The sequence below is a fragment of the bacterium genome (assembly GCA_024228115.1).
Taxonomy (GTDB): domain Bacteria; phylum Myxococcota_A; class UBA9160; order UBA9160; family UBA6930.
Genome location: JAAETT010000627.1, coordinates 1 through 19308 on the forward strand (window position 1 = coordinate 1; position 19308 = coordinate 19308).

The 19308-nt window shown below is 67.6% G+C and carries 22 protein-coding genes; 18 read left to right on the forward strand and 4 right to left on the reverse strand.

The features are described from left to right. Positions 1-185 precede the first annotated feature (185 nt). The 4 genes from GY937_26150 to GY937_26165 all read left to right on the forward strand — a co-directional run bounded on the left by GY937_26150 (position 186) and on the right by GY937_26165 (position 2796). Positions 186-359, forward strand: coding sequence for a hypothetical protein (locus GY937_26150; protein ID MCP5060197.1), 174 nt, complete (start codon positions 186-188; stop codon positions 357-359). Positions 360-455: 96 nt separating this feature from the next. Continuing rightward, a complete protein-coding gene (locus GY937_26155; GenBank protein MCP5060198.1) occupies positions 456-1469 on the forward strand; it encodes a hypothetical protein in 1014 nt (337 codons plus the stop codon). A 2-nt stretch (positions 1470-1471) separates the two neighbouring features. Next, positions 1472-2503: a radical SAM protein gene (locus GY937_26160; GenBank protein ID MCP5060199.1), complete on the forward strand. Its 1032-nt coding sequence runs from the start codon at positions 1472-1474 to the stop codon at positions 2501-2503. Beyond that, positions 2497-2796: a PqqD family protein gene (locus GY937_26165; GenBank protein ID MCP5060200.1), complete on the forward strand. Its 300-nt coding sequence runs from the start codon at positions 2497-2499 to the stop codon at positions 2794-2796. Before GY937_26160 ends, GY937_26165 begins: the two co-directional genes overlap by 7 nt. A 5-nt stretch (positions 2797-2801) precedes the next feature. Here the strand turns inward: GY937_26165 and GY937_26170 are convergent, their stop codons facing one another. From GY937_26170 to GY937_26185, 4 genes are all read right to left on the reverse strand, one after another. Next, on the reverse strand, positions 2802-3719 hold the full coding sequence (locus tag GY937_26170; protein MCP5060201.1) for a M23 family metallopeptidase: 918 nt from the start codon (positions 3717-3719) through the stop codon (positions 2802-2804). Position 3720: 1 nt separating this feature from the next. After that, positions 3721-4257, reverse strand: coding sequence for a GNAT family N-acetyltransferase (locus tag GY937_26175; protein ID MCP5060202.1), 537 nt, complete (start codon positions 4255-4257; stop codon positions 3721-3723). 166 nt (positions 4258-4423) lie between these two features. Beyond that, entirely contained in the window at positions 4424-4819 is a 396-nt protein-coding gene (locus GY937_26180; protein MCP5060203.1) for a hypothetical protein, read from the reverse strand. 632 nt (positions 4820-5451) lie between these two features. Continuing rightward, a complete protein-coding gene (locus GY937_26185; GenBank protein ID MCP5060204.1) occupies positions 5452-6183 on the reverse strand; it encodes a glutathione S-transferase in 732 nt (243 codons plus the stop codon). Between the two features lie 367 nt (positions 6184-6550). On the opposite strand from GY937_26185, the gene GY937_26190 reads away from it, so the two are divergent. From GY937_26190 to GY937_26255, 14 genes are all read left to right on the forward strand, one after another. Next, positions 6551-7294 carry a hypothetical protein gene (locus GY937_26190; protein ID MCP5060205.1) on the forward strand — a complete coding sequence of 248 codons (744 nt, stop codon included), beginning with the start codon at positions 6551-6553 and terminating at the stop codon, positions 7292-7294. A 25-nt stretch (positions 7295-7319) separates the two neighbouring features. Continuing rightward, positions 7320-8324, forward strand: a complete 1005-nt coding sequence (locus tag GY937_26195) for a lytic transglycosylase domain-containing protein (protein MCP5060206.1) — start codon at positions 7320-7322, stop codon at positions 8322-8324. A gap of 79 nt (positions 8325-8403) precedes the next feature. Then, entirely contained in the window at positions 8404-9522 is a 1119-nt protein-coding gene (locus tag GY937_26200; GenBank protein MCP5060207.1) for a VWA domain-containing protein, read from the forward strand. 242 nt (positions 9523-9764) lie between these two features. Beyond that, positions 9765-9932, forward strand: coding sequence for a Flp family type IVb pilin (locus GY937_26205; GenBank protein ID MCP5060208.1), 168 nt, complete (start codon positions 9765-9767; stop codon positions 9930-9932). A 19-nt stretch (positions 9933-9951) separates the two neighbouring features. Then, complete coding sequence (locus GY937_26210) at positions 9952-10503, forward strand: prepilin peptidase (GenBank protein ID MCP5060209.1); 552 nt, start codon at positions 9952-9954, stop codon at positions 10501-10503. Then, on the forward strand, positions 10491-10964 hold the full coding sequence (locus GY937_26215) for a pilus assembly protein (protein MCP5060210.1): 474 nt from the start codon (positions 10491-10493) through the stop codon (positions 10962-10964). Before GY937_26210 ends, GY937_26215 begins: the two co-directional genes overlap by 13 nt. An 18-nt stretch (positions 10965-10982) precedes the next feature. Continuing rightward, positions 10983-11708, forward strand: coding sequence for a Flp pilus assembly protein CpaB (cpaB, locus tag GY937_26220; protein ID MCP5060211.1), 726 nt, complete (start codon positions 10983-10985; stop codon positions 11706-11708). Positions 11709-11710: 2 nt separating this feature from the next. Beyond that, a complete protein-coding gene (locus GY937_26225) occupies positions 11711-13219 on the forward strand; it encodes a type II and III secretion system protein family protein (GenBank protein ID MCP5060212.1) in 1509 nt (502 codons plus the stop codon). 1 nt (position 13220) lies between these two features. Beyond that, positions 13221-13493 carry a hypothetical protein gene (locus tag GY937_26230; protein MCP5060213.1) on the forward strand — a complete coding sequence of 91 codons (273 nt, stop codon included), beginning with the start codon at positions 13221-13223 and terminating at the stop codon, positions 13491-13493. 26 nt (positions 13494-13519) lie between these two features. After that, on the forward strand, positions 13520-14722 hold the full coding sequence (locus GY937_26235) for an AAA family ATPase (protein MCP5060214.1): 1203 nt from the start codon (positions 13520-13522) through the stop codon (positions 14720-14722). Between the two features lie 14 nt (positions 14723-14736). Continuing rightward, complete coding sequence (locus GY937_26240; GenBank protein ID MCP5060215.1) at positions 14737-16212, forward strand: CpaF family protein; 1476 nt, start codon at positions 14737-14739, stop codon at positions 16210-16212. Positions 16213-16216: 4 nt separating this feature from the next. Then, positions 16217-17164 (forward strand): hypothetical protein, encoded by a 948-nt coding sequence (locus GY937_26245; protein MCP5060216.1) that lies wholly within the window; start codon positions 16217-16219, stop codon positions 17162-17164. Between the two features lie 8 nt (positions 17165-17172). Further along, positions 17173-18078: a type II secretion system F family protein gene (locus tag GY937_26250; protein MCP5060217.1), complete on the forward strand. Its 906-nt coding sequence runs from the start codon at positions 17173-17175 to the stop codon at positions 18076-18078. A gap of 45 nt (positions 18079-18123) precedes the next feature. Continuing rightward, a complete protein-coding gene (locus GY937_26255; protein ID MCP5060218.1) occupies positions 18124-19167 on the forward strand; it encodes a VWA domain-containing protein in 1044 nt (347 codons plus the stop codon). Positions 19168-19308 lie beyond the last annotated feature (141 nt).

The window sequence follows — 19308 nt, forward strand, 5'->3', positions numbered from 1 at the left end:
GTCAAGTCAATCCGATACCGCTTCTTCGACATACGGGCCCCATGAATCGGCCCGCGACACGGCGAGAACCGATTGGCTGCGGGGGACGCAGTGCTTAGCATGACAACACTTCCGCCTTTGGTCGATACAAGGGACTAGGTTGTGGAAACGGGGTGTGACGCCGCGCGATCAGGGGAGGCAGAACGATGTCGGACCGGCAGCAGAAGCGTGATGCGAAGGACGACGGCCGCAAGGCCTCGGAGTCCAAGCGGCGAGAGGCGTTCGTGGAGCCGCGATTGACTTTCGTGCGGCCGAAGCTCATCAAGCGGGGCGATGCCCGTCAGGTCACCGCCGGCTTCTTCGGTACGTTCTATCCGTAGAGCTCTCATGGAGCGGCCCATCTCCGCTCCAGCCGCTTGCTGCGCCACGACCGTCCAGTGCCTGCGACGGAGCGCGCGCGGTCGGGCGAGGCGCTCATGATGCAACGACCGACTCACCGGCTGCAGGTGAGGCGGCTCGTCTTCTCGCTCTGCGGACTCCGCGTCGCCTTCGAGTTCGAGGATCCACGCACCGCCGAGCGAGTTGCGCAGCTGATTCTCGCGGTGTTTGCAGGCGAGCTGGAGGACGACGCGCAAGGCTCGGCGGAGCTTCGGATTCGCATCGGGCGATGCGCGGCCACGGACCGTCCCGACGAGCGTCTGGCCGAGGTGTCGCGCTCGAGCGATCTGGTCGTCTGGCAGACGCGCCGCGGCTACTCGCTCGAGTGCGGTGGCTCCGTGCTCGATCTGGATCTCGAGGCCGCTTGCGCGACTGGCATGATCGCGGAGGGGCTTTGGGCTCACTCGCTGTCGGTGCAACGCGAGTTCTTCCTGCTTGCCTTCTTGATGCTGCTTCGGCGCTTCGGCCGTTTCGGGCTCCACGCGAACTGCCTGTTCCACGACGGGCGCGGATTCCTGCTCGTGGGGCCCTCGGGCGCGGGAAAGACGACCCTGAGCATCGCGCTGCTGCGCCAGGGCTGGCGATTGGTGGCGGACGACACGCTCGTGCTGCGCCGAACCGGCGCGGCCGTCGATGCGCTTGCCCTGCGAGGCGGCCTTTCGTGCACTCCGCAGACGGCGGCGATTTTTCCGGAGCTTGCGAGTGCCGTCGAAGAAGGGCCGGCGCTGGCGGGAGGAAAGAGGCTCGCCGATGTCGACGAGCTCTTTCCAGGCGTCACTGTACGGCAGTGCCGGCCCTCGGTGATCCTGTTCGCCCGCATCTCGCGGCGATCGGCGACCGAACTCCAGCCGATCGACGCGGCGGATGCGATGGTGTCGCTGCTCGAGCAGAGTCCCGGGGTGCTCAGTGGGCGCTCGATGGCGGAGCAGCACCTCACCGTCCTTCGCCAGCTCGTCAGCCAGGCTCGCCGCCTGCGCTGCGAGCTGGGAAGCGACGTGTTGGACGCGCCGGACGCTGCACCACGAGCGCTCATGGCACTCGGACGCTCCTGAGCATGGCCAAGATCGTCATCGAGCTCACGAACCGCTGCAATCTAAGCTGCGGGCACTGTTTCAGCGGGCGTCACGGGGGACGCGACGACCTGTCGGTCGAGCTTCTCGAGCGCATCCTGGAGGAGGCCAGGCCGCTGGGCTTCGACGTGGTGAGTTTCACCGGAGGCGAGCCCACGATCCACCGCGAGTTCGGCCGCGTCATCGAGTTGACGTGCAGCGCGGGCTATCGTTTCGGCTGCGTCAGCAACGGCGCCCACTTCTCGCGCACGCTCCAGGCGTTGCTCGCCCATCGCGACCGGCTCGACACCGTCACCTTCAGCGTCGACGGTGCAACCGAGGCGACCCACGATCGGCTCCGGGGCGCCGGCTCCTTCCGGCGAGTGATGCAAGCGATCAGTACCTGCTTCATGCGCGACATCCCCTTCAGCATGAACATGGCGGTCACCGCGCACAATCAGCACGAGCTCGAGCGCATGGTGGAGTGCGCCACTCGGCTCGGAAGTCGCGGCGTGCGGTTCGGCCACCTGATGCCTTCGCCGCTCACGACCGCAAAGGGGCTGGATCTGTCGCCAATGGAGAGCAAGCGCGTTGACGCCGAGATCTGGTCGCTTCAAGACCGTTCCGAGCTGCCGGTCGCGATCGCGCCGGGCCATCACACGACCGACCTCTTTCCGTGTGCCCCCCTTCACATGCAGGAGGTGAACATCGACGCCCACGGCAGGCTCGGCAAGTGCTGTCACCTGTCGGGCCACGGCGAAGGGGCGGGCCAGGCAGACGTCGTCGCGGATCTCCACGAGACCGGCTTCGTCGAGGCCTTCCATTGCCTCGTTCGCGCCAACGAAGACTTCCACCGGGAGAAGAAGCAACGGCTGCGCGACGGCGATTGGCGCGACTCGGATTTCTTCCCGTGCTGGTACTGTTCCGTGGCCTTCGAGAAGGTCGGCTGGCTTCGGGGACTCGAATCCCATCCGTGGAGCAAACTGATCCGATGGCTGCCGCTCCAGGAGCTGCGCGGGGGAGGTGCCTCGTGCTGACGGTCCATAGCAGGCTCAAGCCCCACCCGGACGTCGTCTTCACCGAGCTCGAGGATGACGAAGCGGTCCTGCTTCACCTGGGCACCCAGACCTACTTCAGCCTGAATCGGACGGGCGTGTGCATCTGGCGAGCGATGGGCCGCGGCCTCGAGCTGGGTCAGATCGCGAGTGAGATCGAGTCGCTTTTCGAGGTGGACGTGGAAACGGCCCGGGACAGCGTGCTGGAGCTCGCCTCGCAGCTCGCTTCCGAGAATCTGGTTGAGCCCGTGGGCGAGCCGGGCGAGCGCGGCTGATCTCGCTACGGGGCCTTTGCCTCGTCCGGCTGGACGCGCTGCCCACGCCGGGGATAGCCTCGTGCCACGGGCCGACGGCCGTCCGCTTCGATGACCGAGAAGCCACTGAGCCGGACGGGTCGCCCTCTCGCGAGCATCGCGCTCGAGCGGTCCTGGACGTGGAAGTGAAGGTGGGGCTGCGTCGAGTGACCGGAGTTCCCGCAAAACCCCATCGGCTGCCCCCGGCGGACTTCGTCACCCACGCGGACGCGGACGCTTCCCGGCTGCAGGTGGGCGAGCACGCTGTACTCGCCACGGGCGTGGCGGATCAGCACGTGGTTGCCGCGGGGGTCCCCTGCGCGCCAATCGATCCAGCCCGTTCCGGTCTTCGGATAGTCTCGCATGCCGTCGCGCGCTCGAACGACCACTCCAGGCGCGGGTGCGAGAATCGCGCGACCGTAGGCGAGGAAGTCCTCGAGCTCTCTTCCGTCGTGGCGGTAGCTCGTTCCCTCGTCGGCGATCACGTTGAAATCATATGCGTAGCGCTGGCTCACGATGCTCCAAGAATGGGACTGCGAACGGTCCGGCCCGCCGTTGGCGACGGACCAGACACCTTCGAAGGGCAGGTGGTACTCGACGGCTTGTTCCAAATCATCGAGTCCGGCTCGCGACGAGCGGTCGGCGATGAGTAGCAGGATCTGTCCCAGTGCATAGACGAGATCCTGGAGGAAGAGGATCGGACTTCGAAGATAGGCCGCGCAGCTCGAGGCCAGGTATCGCCTGTGCGCCGTGGATCGGCGGGCCAGCAGCAGCACCGGAATCAGAAGGGCCGTCGTCGCGAGAAAGAGCGCACGCCAGCTCGGAGATCCAAACGCACATGCCAGTGCGGAGAGCCCGCCCAGGTACGCGGCGAGACCGGCGAGCAATCGAACGTAGAGCATCATTTCAGGTCAGGCTGCTTCGGAGCAGGATCCGGGTCGCGACGAATCCCAGCTTCTCGAAGAAGCGGCGCGCAGAATCGTTCTCGACCGCAACCGTCGCCTCGACCGAGTCGACACCCCTGCTCTCGAACCACTGGAAGCTCGCGCGAACCAGCGCGGCCCCGACGCGCAGCTCGGAATGTCGGAACGGTTCGGCGATGAAGAGATCGTAGATGAAGCCTTTCGGGACGTCCGCGAAGAGCGACGAAGAGCCACGCGGTCTTCCGAGCATTCGCGAGATCGCTGCTCTGGTCCTGCTCCTCAGGGAGCGCGGCGGAGTTCCGACAATGCCGATGTCGACGTAGCCGAGGAGCTCGTTCGCCTCGCTCGCAACGAGGATGGCACCGTGGGGGCGCGCGCACCTCCCCGAGAGATACTCCAGCATGTCGAGACCCGGCGCGACCGGCCGCTCTGCGTCGAGCGAGCGCTGGAGGTCGAGCTGTTCGGCACACAGCGCCGCGAGGCGATGCAGATCATCGGGTGTGCAGGTGCGAGTGTCCATTGGCGTGCGGTTTCGACGGAGAAGCCCCGGGCCGTGCGGCTCCGCCAACTTCTCGTGGGCCGGCGTCGGACCGAATGCCCTGCCTTCGATGGCCCGCGAGATCCTACGCCAGCTCCCCGGTGGTTGCTCCTGGCATCGCGGACCCCGTCAGCTCCATCCCCCGGACTCAGGAATAACTCGCAACCTCGTCCAGCCAGCTCGTGGCCTGGGTCGAGGTCCGGAAGACCCGGACATCCCAGCCGGTCTCGTCGGCCAGGGCCTCCCACATCCGGGCGTAACCGAAGTCCAGGTCTGCAGGAGCGACGAACGCCACCGCCAGTCGGGGAACCCACTCGGACGTGTCCCGGGCGAGCTCGGCCAGCCGACGCACGTGCGCGCTCTCCACGTCGCCGGTCTCGGCTTTGGAGAAGTCCACGAGCCAGCCGCGGCAGCGCCGGACCTCGTCCCTCTGCGTCTCGAGGAAGCTGCTGTGGACCGCTAAGAGGTCCTCGCCTCCGACGGGGCCCTTGGCATCGAAGACGACTCTTCGGCTGCCTTCCGGGAGGAAGATCGACAGGGGCACGGGGCGCAGAATCTATTCCCTCGGGTCGGCGCCCGCCTCCAGCCCGGGGCGGGCTTCGGCTCCCGCCGACCGCGAAGCCCGGGGTGCCGGTTCCCATCCGATCGGCCTCGGGGCCTGGCAGATGGTTGCGGTCGCCAGTGGCCTATGCGGCCCGCGGCAGCCGTAGGAGCGTTCCGAAGCGGGTCCCCGCTACCACGTAGGCCCTCGGAATCCCTCAGGGTTCCGGGGGCTCTTCGTTGGGCGTCTGACAGCCGGGACCGGAATGGGGACCGGATACGATGGGCTCCGGGGCCGCACCTGGGCGATGGGGGCCGGAATCGCCCTGCCCGCACGCCGGGCGACGCCTCCGAGAGCACCGGGCTTCGAACCTGGGGGCTGGGTTCGAATCCCTCCCGGCGTGCCAGCGACTCCGCGGGGTTGCGTCTCCGGGCGCTCGGCTCAAGCTCCGGGACGTTTCGCGACACGTTTCCCCGACCGACATTGCACCGACGATCTCGGCCTAGCTGGGTATCGAGTACACATCGGGGTCCGTGGGGACACCTCTCGTGAAAGTGCTCGGCAGGGCGGCCTGACCGGGTTTCCGCCCGCGATACACGTCACCGGGCCGAGGGAAAGTGCCTTTGCGGGGGCGCTCAGTCCGCGTCGAGCTCCGGGTAACACCGAAAGATGCCCTCCTGGTTGAAGGGCATCCTTCGTTCCGACGCCAGGTAGGCAGCGATGCGCCGCCGCCCCCGCACCCGCTCGCGCAGCGCGAGCACGCCCGGTGTCGCCTCGCTCGCGAGCGCGAAGCCACGGGGAAATGCGTAGGCAACACCTTCGAGTGCCTGGAAGAGCCCGAGGTCGGCGTGTGAGATGCTCTCTCCCACCAAGACTTCGCCGCCGTTGTTACGCAGCACGCGCTCGAAGTACTGGAGGAAACGCGGCAGCCGCTCGCTGACGAAGTGTGGCGCGCGCCGCCGTGCCTCGGCCTGCTGGTCCTCGTAGTAGAGCCAGGCGCTGATGGGATGATGGGTGTCGTGTGCCTCCACCACGAGGTCGGCAATCGTGAGCTGAAGCGCCAGTGCCTGCGCCTGGCCCGCTTCGTCTCGAGGCACGAGATCGTGAAGGCGGCCGAGGAAGTGACAGATCGCTGCCGTCTGGGAGAGCACCAGTTCGCCCTGTTTCAGAACCGGCGGCGCAAAGATGGGGTGCCCCTCCCGCTTACCAGCCCAGAACGCCACCACGGCCTCGACGCCTCCACCCTGCTCCGCCGGCAGCCGGCCGACGTCGCGGTAGGGCGTCGCAGCCTCCTCCAGGACGAGCCGGATGAACTCGCCGCGCCCGGGGATGTTGGGCCAGTAGTAGAGATCGTAGGGCGTGGGCACGCGGGCTCCTCTCGGCTGGCAACCAGCGCTGTCTTCACGCTAGAAGATCCCTCGAGCCTGCGCTCCTCGGGAGGCCCTCCCGAGAGGCGCCGTCCAGTGCCGTCCGCGAATCTGGTGCCGTCGAAACGACACCTCCCTGCACCCTATTGCACGCCCCTGCAGAGCACCGAGACGTAAGTCCCCGTCACTTCTTCTTCTTGGGCCAGGCTTCGAATATGGGGGTCGGGGGTTCGAATCCCTCCCGGCGTGCCATTGGTTCCTGGTACAAGGGACAGAAGGCCGAGTCCGCCTGATCTCGAGGCAAGCAGGCGCCACCGGCCACGTTCTGCCACGATCGCGTAGGATGCCGAGTGTAGGAGCAACGCCCATGAGTCTTCGACCGGCCCTCCTGCGCGAAGGCAGTGGACGAGTCGGTCCTCGAGCGACCGTACGAGCTTCGATGTTGATCGCCCTCAGCGCCCTGATCGCCCTGGCCGCCGGATGCAGCCTGCTCCCGATGGGCGACGGGGACGCCGAGCCCGCCGGAGCCCGGACGATCCGTCTGGAGGAGGATCTCGAGGATCGCCTCCATTGTCGCGGGGAGGGCCGGGGGGATTGCGCCGACTGGTTCGCCGCGGAGGTCGAGACCCGCGGAGTCTTGCGGGTCGCGATCGAGACCGAGACCTCCGAGGGCAGTGGCGTCAAACCTCCGATCAAGGCCGCGCTCCTCCAGGACGAGACCCGCCTGCGCGCGCGAGGCCCAGGGGGAAGGCTCCGCCTGCAGCGGGCGGTGGAAGCGGGCACCTACCTGATTCACGTGTGGAGCGAAGAACCGGACCTCGTCGTTCCGTACCGAATCGAAGTGCGACTGCTCCCGTTCCGTCTGCGCCGCTTTGCCCTCCTCGAAGTCGATACGAGGGGTGGCGTCGTCGCCCTGGAGATCGCTGGCGGCTCTCAGCATGGCCTGCGCGTGGGCATGACGGGCAACGTCGTCGAGGGGAAGCAGGTGATCGGCCGCTTCCGCGTCACCGATGTCTACCCGGAGGGGTCGAGAGTCGAAGTCCAAGGACGACTGCGGAGAAAAGTGACGCCGAGCACGGAGGCGGAGGTCGAGTTGCCTCCGACCGGCTGATGGCTCGCGTCAGAGGCGTCACCGAATGACTCGCAGCGCCAGGCTCGGCGTGGTCGCGCTGGCCTTTCTCGCACTGGGGTGTGGGAACGCGGAGCTCGAGGCCGATGCGGCGGCATGGGCGGAAGCGGAGGCGCTCGCGAGGAGCGGGCTCGCCGAACTCGACGCCGGACGCCCAACCGAGGGACAGGCCCGGCTGCGCTCGGCGGTCGCCGTCTTGTTTCGCGCGGGGCTGCTCGATGATGTCGAACGGGCACTCGCTCTCGAGACCGGCCTCGAACGGATCGAGGCGCGCATCGAGGAGGGATCTGAGCTGCGCAAGCGCTTCCAGGCCCTCTCCGTGGCCGAGGCCAGCCTCGGCAGACCCGCCTGTCAGATCGACTGGCGCGAAACGGAGGGCTCCCAGGTCGACCCGTGCCTCGCGGCCGGTCTGGCCTGGTTGCTGGTCGAGCTGCGCCAGAGCGCCCCGGCGCCAGCGGCACTGACGCGGCAGGTCGCTGAGACCCTGGAGCGGGAGCGGGCCTTTCTCGAGCGCGCTCTACCCCGGGGTGGGCTGCTCGTTCCGATGATGAAGCGCGAGCTCGAACGCAAGCGGCTTCCTCCCCTCCTGCACTACCTCGCGCTGATCGAGAGTGGCTACGTCGACGATGCTCGTAGCGTCGTCGGCGCCGCCGGCCTTTGGCAGTTCACCCGCGGTACGGCAGGCGACTACGGGCTGGTCGTGACGGCCGAGCGGGACGATCGCCTGGATCCAGAACGTTCGACGCAGGCGGCGGCCTCCTACCTTCAGGACCTGGCTCTGGAGTTCGGCGGCGATTCGCTCTTCCTGGTCCTGGCGGGCTACAACGCCGGGCCGAATCGGGTCCGCAGAGCCCTCCGCGAGCTCGACGACCCCTTCGAGCACCGCTCCTACTGGCACCTGGTCGAGCGGGGGCTCCTGGCAGAAGAGACGACCCGCTACGTGGCGCGCTTCCTCGCCGCCGCTCTGGCCGGAGAGTTTGGGCTGCGGGAGGCCCTGATGGAGGCAGGTTGAACCCCGGCTCCCAATTCGACGACCCAGCTCTCATGAAGCCAGCCGACACCCTCGATGCGGCCACACGAAGGGAGCACCGATGGGGGCGATGAAGCCGCCGATGGGAGCGACGAAGCCGAATTGGAAGCGGGCCGCCAGGATCGCCGGGGCTCTGGCCGCGTTTCTGGCTTTTCCGGCCACCGCGCCGGGCCTCGATCTGCGTCCTGTCTCCGAAATCCGGATCGACGCCATCGACGCCGCGCCGCAAGGCCCCGGGGGCATCGAAGTCCAGTTTCGGGCCCTCGACGCGGGCGGCAGCCCCGTTCGCGATCTCCGCTCGATCGATGTCTCGCTGCGGCTCGACGAAGCCGAGCTCCCCGCCGCTGCACGAGGCCAGCTCTCGGCCACGGAACACCTCCCGATCAATGCTGTGATCGCCATCGATACCAGCCGGACCATGATGGGCCGACCCCTGGAGACGGTTCGCGAGACGGCCCTTGCCCTCGTCGACAGCCTGGGGCGCGCGGATCGGGTCGCCGTCGTCACGTTCTCGAATGCCGTGCAGGTCCTGGCGGACCTCAGGACCGGCCGCGGCGATCTGCGTGCGCGATTGGCCGCCCTCGAGATCGACGACCAGGCCTTGTCCACGGTCGTCTGGGATGGCGTCGCCCGTTCCATCGAACTCCTACGCGAGGCAGGCAGTGGTGGCCCCGTCATCCTTTTTTCCGATGGGCGTGACAACGGCAGTGGGCTCCAGCCCCCTGAACTCGTCGCCGCGGCAGGCGCCACCGAAGAGCGTGCCCAGGTGGCCATCCTCCCGGTGACCTACATCGGGCGAGGAAGCCAAGGCCGCCCGGACCTCGTGCAGCTCGCTGCGATGACAGGCGGCACCCTGCGCGACCTCGACAAGATCGGCGCGTCTCCGGCAGGCCTCCTGGCCCCGCAGCGGGTGGGCTATCGCCTCCGATTCGAGGCCGATCTCGACGGAGCCCCGCACCTCGTGCATCTCGGCGTCGAGGGCGCCGAGGCCAGCCGACTACGCCGCTTCCCCCAGGTCGTCCGCGTCTCCACCAGCCGGGCCGGGCCAACCTGGCTCCCGGGTGCCCTCCAGACCCTCGGCCCTGCGGTTCTCCTGTTGCTGGCTGGCTTTGCCGCAGGCCACTTTCGGACGCGAGCCCTGATCGGGCTTCGCTCGCTCCGGCTCCGCCTCGCACGCTGAGTCGGTCCCCACATCGGGTCACCAGCGCTTTCCTCGCGACCCCTGGTCGTCGCGCGAGAGCCGCCGCGCCCGGTCCTCTTCTGACGGATCGGCAGCGGCACCCCCGTTCGAAGGGTGCATCCCCTTTCGGCGCTGGATTGGAGACGAAAAGCGAACCGAAGCCTTGAACCCCTCACCCATGTGCAACGACGAAACAGTAACCCCCGAGCTCAGAAACGAGCCGGACCAAAGGAGAAACAGACATGATCGAGACGATTCGCCGCTTCGTGCGGGAAGAAGACGGAGTCACCTTCGTCGAGTACGGAATGATCTGCGCCGTGTGCGTGCTGGTCGCCTTCGGCGCTTGGTCCACTCTCGGCACCAACATCGGCAACGTGATCGACACCGTTGCCGGTCACATCACGCCGTAGCTGTAGGCAGGGAAGGCCCGTGAGACCCTTGCCGATCGCGATCGGGGATTCGTCCCGGGCAGCCGCGCTGCTCGGGACCTCCCTGCTCGTGACGGGCGGCAGCCTCGCGGCGCCGCTCGCCACGGGGACGAGCGCTTTCTTGCTGCTGATCACGGAGCAAGATCTCCGTGAGCTTCGCATTTCCAACCGCCTGACAGGCCCGGGCCTCGTTCTGGCGTTGGCGTATTCCTCCTGGGTGACCGGGGTCGACGGCGCGCTCTCCGCCTTGGGGGGCGCGGCCGTCGGCCTCGGGATCCTGTTTCCGTTCTTCGCGCTTCGCTGGCTCGGCGCCGGCGACGTCAAGGCCGTCATGGTCCTCGGCGCCGTTCTCGGTGCCTCGGCCATGCCTGGCCTCCTCACGTGGACGGCTTTCGCCGGCGGACTGGTTTCGGGCCTGGCCTGGCTGGTCGATCGCGCCTCCTCATCCGTTTCTTCCGGAACCGCTTCGCGCGCTCCGGGCCTTCCCTTCGCCCTGGCCATCGTGCTGGGGTTCGCCGCCAACCAGCAATGGGGGAATCCATGGACTCTCTGAACCACGAACTCCGAAACCGATGCGCTCGCCGATCCGAGCGCGGCAGCGTGATGGTGGAGGCCGCCATGACGATTCCCATCCTGCTGCTGCTCATGTTCGCGACCATCGAGTTCAGCTTCTACTTCCAGTCCTACTTCGCCGCTCGCAACGCCGTGAGCGTGGCCGCGGACGAGGCGAGGGTCTTCGACCCGGATTGTGACGCGACGATCCAGAACCGCGTCGAGACCGCCGTGTTGCTGACCTTGGAAGGTGCCAACCTGCCGGCCGATCTCGTGACGGCTCCGGTCATCACCTATCCGCGCGGCGTCGCGAACCTGTGCGGCGATGACAGCCAGAAGCTGGTCGTCGTCCAGGTGGCCTTCGAGCACCGCATGCGCCTGCTCTCGAACTTCCTGGCCGAGGGTTCCTTTCCCATGAACCTGCCGGTCGTCGTGAGCGACATAAGACGTGACTTCAATTGATTTCCGGAGGAGGAAACCATGGATCGTAAAGCCAAGATCTTCCTGGGCCTCGCCGCCCTCTGCGGGCTCGCGACGACCAGCATCGCACGAAGCGTGCTCGAGGAACGCGCCGAGCCCGTGACGACCGTGCCCGTCCTGACCGCTGCGGAAGAGATCCCGCTGGGTTCGGATTCCGCCGGCGCCCCGACCCGGGTGACCCAGTGGCCGAAGGAATTCGCGCCGGAAGGCGTCCTGGCGAACGCAGGCGCCCTACAGGGTCGGGTCCTGGCGCGCACCATCGCGCCCGGCGAGCCGATTCTCGAATCGTCCCTGCTCCCGACGGGCAAGGCCGCGGGTCTCGACGCTGTGATCGGGGCCCAGATGCGGGCCGTCTCGATCAAGGTGGACGAGGTGATCGGTATTGCGGGCTTCCTGCAGCCCGGCTCCCACGTCGACGTCCTGGCGACGAGCAAGCGCAGCAGCGGCAACGGCGAGGCGCGGGTCCATACCAACCAGACCCGCCCCGTGCTCGAGAACGTCCGGGTCCTGGCCGTCGATGAGCGCCTCGTGCGCAACGGCGGTGGCCCGGAGGAGGAGATCAAGGTCGTGACCCTCGAAGTCGCGTCCGGGCAGATTGCCAACCTGGCCAACGCCGAACACGGCGGCCGCATCAAGCTCGCCCTGCGCGGTCAGGGTGATGAGGAAGAAAACGCTCGCGGCGTCCAGATGATCCTGGGCACCGACGTACACGAGGTGAGGTTCTAGTCATGGCAGCTTTCCAACGAATCCTGGCCCAGTCCGGACGCAGGTCCCTGACCTGGCTGCTGGCAGGGGCCGTCGCCCTCGGACTCGCGGTCCCGGCGGTGCATGCATTGGTCGAGAACGGCTACGTCGGCAGCGCGCCGACGCCCGTCGAACTGGTCGCCAACGGACGCCGCTCCATCCACATCCCCGCCGGGCAGCCGACGGATCTACTCCCGAGAGTGGAGCTCGAACGGGGCAAGTCGATCGTTCTCGAGGCGGATTTCGACCTCGAGCGGGTCGCCGTTGCGGACCCCAACATCGCGAACCTGGTCATGACGGACGCGCGAACCCTCCAGGTCGTCGCGTTGGCCCCCGGCAGCACCAACCTCCTGCTCTGGGACGACCGGGGCACCCTGCAGGCCGCCGTCGACGTGTTCGTCGGCTCGACCCGCAGCCAGGTGGAGATCAAGATCCGCGAGCTGATCGGCAGCCACGAGATCTGGGTCGAGATGGCCGGACCCGACACAATCGTGCTGCGTGGCACGGTCGCACGCCTCGAGGATCGCGACCGCGCGGAGCAACTCGCGAAGGCCTTCATGAGCGTCTCCGAGGGGCGCGGGGTCGTGAACCTGATCGACGTGGCCGGGAACCACCAGGTGATGCTGGAGGTGAAGCTGGCCGAGATGGACAAGAGCCTCGGCCGTGAGCTCGAGGTCAACTACCGCGCAGCGATCCAGGCGGGCGCCCAGAGCTTCGTGTTCGGCAGCCTTCTGGGCGGTGGCGCGGCTCTCGCACCCGACGGCCTGATCTCGAACGGACTGTCCGGCAACGACGGCGCCGACCTCTTCGGCAGCTACACGAGTGGTGGCGGTTCGACCGTAGACAGCTTCCTGCGCTTCGCCAAGGAGCAGGGGTTGGCCAAGATCCTCGCCGAGCCCACCCTGGTGGCGCGGAGCGGCGAGCGTGCCAGCTTCCTGGCCGGTGGAGAGGTCCCCGTGCCGGTGCCTGGCGGCACCTTCGGGCAGGTCAGCATAGAATTCAAGCAGTTCGGTGTCGGTGTGGACTTCGTCCCCACGGTGCTCTCCAGTGATCGCATCCACCTCGAGGTCACTTCCGAGGTCAGCGAGCCGGATCCGACGATCGGGGTCGAGGTCCTGGGGACGGCCGTGCCGGGGTTCACGACTCGCCGGGTTTCGACATCGGTCGAGCTCTCCGACAGTCAGAGCTTCGTGATCGCGGGGCTCCTGCAGGACCGCACGCGGAACATGGCCCGCAAGGTTCCCTGGCTCGGCGACGTGCCGGTCCTCGGTGCGCTGTTCCGCAGCCAGGATTACCAGAAGTCCGAGACGGAGCTGATGATCATCGTCACTCCCCGGCTGGTGAAGCCGCTGGATCCCGGTGAGCACCTGCTGCCGACGGATTCCTACCAGGACCCGAGCGATACCGAGTTCTTCGTGCTCGGTCGTGACGAGGCCGTCGCCTCCCACGCCCATCCCAACCCCACGGCCGATCCCGGCCAGGAGGAAGAGTGAGATGATTCTTCGCCAACTCGCCATGCTCGGGCTCGCCTGCGGCCTGTCCGTCGGTTGCGCCAGCCACCTCGACCAGCACTGGGGGGAGTCCTACCGGACCCTCACCCAGAACCAGATCGCCAACCCGGAGGCCGGCTCCGACGCGGCCCCCGTCGAGGGACTCTCGGCGACCAGCGCCGACCACGTCACGACCAGCTACCACGAGCGCCGCAGCACATCGGTGCAGGACGGCCGCGTGGAGCGGGCCACCATCGCGGAGCAGCTCCGCCAATAGGCCGGGCCCATCGAGGAGAAACCGTCATGAACACCAAGCTACCCATCGCCGTCCTTTCCAGGGATCCCGCCCGTCGGGAGGCCATCACCGCGCGCCTCTCGGAGACGGGTGTGCTGCGCCCGCTCGCCCCGGTCGAGAAACTCGAGGAGCTGGAGAGCCTGCTGCGCCGAACCCCGGCCCTGGCCCTCTACCTGGATCTGAATGCGGGCCCCGAGATGATCCTCGACTGGATGGAGACCCACGCCGAACCCCGGCCCGCCATCCTGACCGGTGGCCCCGAGAGTCCGGAGCTGATCCTGCGCGCCATGCGCACCGGCGCTCGCGCCTACTTCCCCCACCATGTCCTCGACGAGGAACTCGACCGGGTCGCGGCGCGGCTGCGTGCCGAGGCAGCGGCGGCTCCCCCGGCGGGCGGCTGCATCGTGGCGGTGCTCGGCGCGAAGGGCGGTGTCGGGACGACCACGGTCGCCTGTGAAACCGCAGCGAGCCTGGCTCGCAGCGAAGCGCGTGTTGCGCTGGTCGAGGGCAAGGCGTACTTCGGCGACTTGGCCCTGCACCTCGACGTCGAACCGAACCACACCATGGCGGACGCGGCTGCGCGCGGGGACGAACTCGACATGGGCTTCCTCGAGACGGTGGCCACGGCCCACGCTGCTTCCGGAATCCACCTCGTGGCCGGACCTGTGGATCCCGAGGAAGCCGAGGGAATCGGCTCGACGCACCTCGAGAAGACCTGCCGATTGCTCCGCGAAGCCTTCGACTGGGTCGTCGTCGACCTGCCCCGCTTGACCGATGAGGTGTCCCTGCAGGCTCTCGATTGGGCCGACCAGATCATCCTGGTCACGACCCCCGAGCTCGCATCCGTCGCCCGGGCACGCCAGCACCTGGCCCTGCTCGCGGAGCTCGGAGTCTCCGAGGATCGGATCCAGCTGGTCGTGAACCACGCACGCAGCGGCGAACTCTTCTCGACCGACGGGATGGCCAGCGCGGGGCTGGCGCCCGTTGCCTCCATTCCCAGTGACCCTGCATTCGTCGCGAGCGTCGAGAAGGGTTGTCCCCACTCGGTCCGGGGCTCGCGGGGCGCGATCGCCGACGCGATGGAAGCCCTGTGCGAGGCACTGCGCGGCGAGACCGCCAAGAAAGATGATCCGAAACCCGCGTCGGGCGACCTGCTGGGCCGCGCGCGCAAGCTCCTGGAGGAACTCCGATGTCGCTTAGCCAACGCCTGAAGAAGCAGACCCCGATGGCGAGCACCGGAGCCGTGACGGCGGCGCCCGCGGCTGTCGCCTCGAAGGCCGCATCCAGCTTGCCCGATGCGAAGACAGAGCCGGCTCCGAAGTCCGTCTCCAAGGCTCCGGCGAAGTCCGCGCCGCGCGCCCAGGCGGCTCCCATCTCGCTCGAGCAGAGGCGCGCCCAGAAGCCGCCGCGCAAGGACGACAAGATGCAGGAACTCAAGTTCCGCATCCACAGCCGGCTCTTCGAGGTGCTCGATCTGGCTCGCGCGGACGAGATGACCGAAGAGTCGAACGGCGACGAGGTCGTGGCCGCGACGCAGAAGATCCTCACCGAGGAGGGTGTGGCGCTCACCAAGGACGAGCGGCAGCGCCTGCTGCGTGAGATCAAGGACGAGGTGTTCGGACTCGGCCCCATCGAGCCCTTGCTCCGAGAGCCCGGCGTCTGCGACATCCTCGTCAATGGCCCGAAGCAGATCTACGTGGAGCGAGCGGGCCGGCTCGAGTTGACCTCGGCCCGCTTCCGCGACGACGCCCACCTGCTGCGCATCATCGAAAGGGTGGTCTCCCAGATGGGCCGGCGCATCGACGAATCGAATCCGATGGTCGACGCGCGACTGGAAGATGGCTCGCGCGTGAACGCGATCATCGCACCGTTGGCGCTGGACGGGCCCTCCATGTCGATCCGGCGCTTCCCGTCGGACTCGCTCGACCACGAGGACATGATCCGATTGGGCTCGATGACGCCTGAACTCGTAGCCACCCTCCGCGCCGCAGTTCAGCTGGCCCTGAACATCATCGTGTCAGGTGGGACGGGGTCGGGCAAGACCACCCTGCTCAACATCCTCTCCAGCTTCATCCCCGAGGACCAGCGCATCGTCACCATCGAGGACTCGGCCGAACTGCAACTCCGCCAGGAGCACGTCGTGCGGCTCGAAACGCGCCCGGCCAACCTCGAGGGGCGCGGGCAGATCGGACAGCGCGAATTGCTGGTCAACACCCTGCGCATGCGGCCCGACCGCATCATCGTCGGCGAGTGCCGGGCAGGTGAGGCGTTGGACATGCTGCAGGCCATGAACACCGGCCACGACGGCTCCCTCACCACGGTCCATGCCAACACACCGAGGGATGCTCTCTCTCGGCTGGAAGTCATGGTCGCCATGTCGGGCATCGAGCTGCCGCGGCAGGCGGTACGAGCGCAGATCGCATCGGCCGTCGACATCGTCATCCAGCAGCAGCGCCTTTCCGATGGCAACCGCAAGGTCACCAGTGTCCAGGAGATCGTCGGTCTCGAGGGTGAAGTGGTCACCATGCAGGAGATCTTCACCCTGGAGCGCGACGGCGTTGCGGAGGACGGCACCGTCCTGGCGCGGCTGGTCCCGACCGGGGTGCGTCCGAAGTTCGTCGAGAAGCTCGAGCAAGAGGGCATCGAGCTGCCGGACGACCTCTTCAAGCCGGCCGCGTCCGACGCCGCCGGGCAGGGCTGAGGCCATGTTGTCGATCCTGATCGGACTGACCGTATTCCTGCTGGTCGCGGGTACCGTTCTCGCGGTGCAAGGGCGAGCCGAGGAACGCCGTCGACTCGCGCTCGAGCGCATTCGGCGAGCCCTGCGCGAGAGCCACGCGACGGGCGCCTCCCTCGACGAAGCCAGCCTGCTCGAGACGCAGAGTGATCTGAGCTCGATTCTCTCGGAGGCTTCCCAGCGCGTGAAGATCCTGCAGAGCATCGACCTCATGCTCTATCGCGCGGGAAGACCCATCTCCCTGAACAACTTCCTGATCGCGACCGCGCTGGGCCTCGTAGTCGGGGCGGTCGTTTCCCTGATGACCGGCCTGCCCCTCTTCCTCGCCCTCGGTGGGGTGCCGTGGCCGATCGTGTGGCGGAAGAAGACGCAACGCATGCAGGCCTTCGATGACCAGTTCCCCCAGGCCCTGGCGCTCTTCTCCCGGGCCCTCCGTGCCGGTCACGGACTCAGCTCGGGGCTCCAGATGGTGGGGGATTCCCTCGGCGATCCCGTCGGCACCGAGTTCTCCCTGGTGGCCCGGGAGATCTCGATGGGCCTGGAGACCGGGACCGCCATCGCCAACCTGCAGGATCGCCTCGACGCAACCGACCTGCCCGTCTTCACGACTGCAGTTCTCGTGCAGCTGGAGACCGGCGGGAACCTGGCGGAGATCCTCGACAACATGGGCGACGTCGTGCGCGAGCGCATGCTCTTTGCGGGCAAGGTGCGCGCCCTGACAAGCCAGAGCCGCATGTCGGCAAACATCCTGGCCGCCCTTCCCTTCACCCTGGCAGGGATCATCTACCTCTTCGACCCCGCCTACATATCCCTGCTCTGGCAGGACGCGAGCGGCCGGCTGCTCGCCAGTGCCCTGGTCACCTCGATCTCGGTGGGTTTCGTGTTGTGCCGGCGCATGGCGCGGGTGGAGGCCTAGGAACCATCATGTTGATCTTCTCTCTTCTCGCCTTCCTGACGGGCTCCCTTCTCGCATTGGGCATCGCCGGCCTCGCCTGGCGATCCCCTCTGCAACGCCGCCTGCTGCGCCTTCACGGAGCCGATGGCGGCCAGCTGGAGACCGGATCTGCTGGGGAGTCCTTCCTCCACCGGCTCGAGCGATGGCTCGGGCCCCTGGCTCGTGCCACTGGCGGCGACTCGGCGGAGGCCCGCACGCGGCTCGTGCAGGCCGGACATCGCGACGAACGCGCCCTGGTCCTCTTTCTGGGCGGCCGCCTGGCGGCACCCGTGGCCCTGGTGGCCCTGACCCTTCTCGCCGGTCCCGTGCTCGGCATTCCCATGGCTCAGCGCTGGGTTGCGTGCATCCTCTTCGCCATGCTCGGCTACCTGGGACCCGGGCTCTGGCTCGACCAGAAACGCCAAGCCCGCCAGGCAGCCATTCGGCGCGGCCTCCCCGACGCCCTCGACCTGATGCTCGTCTGCCTGGAAGCGGGTCTGGCGCTGGCCGGCGCCTTGGGCCGGGTTGCCCGGGAGCTGGTGCGCACGAATCCGCCGCTCTGCGAGGAGTTGCGCCTCGTGACCCGCGAGATGCAGGCCGGCAAGTCCAGTGCGGAGGCCCTCGAAGCCTTCGCGGATCGTGTGGGAATCGAAGAGGTTCGTGCCTTGGTCGCCATGCTCGTCCAGAGCGAGCGCTTCGGTACGGGCGTTGGCGATGCCCTGCGCGTGCACACCGAGGGCATGCGCCGAGAGCGTATTCAGCGCGCCGAGGAGATGGCCTACAAGGCGGCGGTCAAGATGATCATCCCGGCCGCCATGTTCATCTTCCCAGCGACCCTGCTGGTGATTCTCGGGCCCGCAGCCATCCGGATGTTCGACATGTTTGCGAAGAACTGAGCGGCTGGCTCCCCCGACCCACGCGAACCAGGAAAGGAAAAGACCATGACCCACCGAATCCACTCCACCCGAGTCTTCGCCGCCGACGAGCGGCGGGGCGAGCGAGGAGTCGCCATGCTCCTCGTCTTGTTCGCACTCATCCCGCTGATCGGGATGTTGGTGCTCGCCATGCAGTTTGCCCAGCTCAGCGCGACCCGCTACGCGCTGCAGGAATATGTGAGTGCTCGCGCAGTTTCCGCCATTACCGACCGCTTCGGAGGGTACACGGAGCAGGTCGACCTGGACGTCTTCATCCCGGACCAGATCGATCCCGGAACGGAAGCGACCTGCGGCGGCTGGGACCACGCGGCGCGCAGTTTCAATGCTTCAAGCCCCTGTCGTTCCGCGTCAGGGGTCCCGGCCCACCGGGTCGAGCACGCCGTCACGGTGCCTCTCCTGTTTGCGCCGCTGGTCACCTTGATTGGAGGCTCGCCCACTGCCGAGCTCACCGCCTACGCCACCTCGTTCATTCCCGAGCGCCACGTGATGCTCGTGCAGGACGTGAGCACCTCACTGGGCGACATCGTGCCGTCGCAGGGAGCCTTGAGCGCCGTCATCGACACCATGTACGGTCACGACCTGCCGGGAGATCGTGTCGGCCTGGTGAGCTTCGGTTCCGATGCGACGGTCGAGATCGGATTGACCGATCTCGAGACCGGTCTGGGATCGGTACAGACCGCCATCGACGACCTCGCACTGACCGGCGCCACGTGCACAGCTGGCGGGATGAAGCGGGGTCGAGAGGAACTCCAGCCCCTGGCTGCCGATCACGAGGCCGCCCCCCTGATGATCGTTGTGACCGACGGTTCCCCCAACACGGTCTGCGCAGGTGCCAGCGGGGATCCCCTGGACGCGGCGATCCACCAGCGCGAGACGGCGTGCAACGCAGGGATCGATGTCTGGGCCATCGCCGTGGGCAGCCCCGACATGAGCACACTCGAGGATCTCGCCTGCGACACGGACCAGATCATTCCGGTGAGCGACGAGGCCCAGGTATCCAGCGCCATCGTCGGCATCCTCACGCGCATCCCGGTGCGCCTGGTGGAGTAGCCCCTAGGAGTCTGCGCGGCAGAGGGCCATTGAGGGGTGAGTCTCGCTAGAGTGAGCCATGCCGCGAGACTTTCGACGCTACGAGCCGGACCAGTCGCTTCTCCTGCCGCCCTCGCTTCGGGATTGGCTTCCCGAGGATCA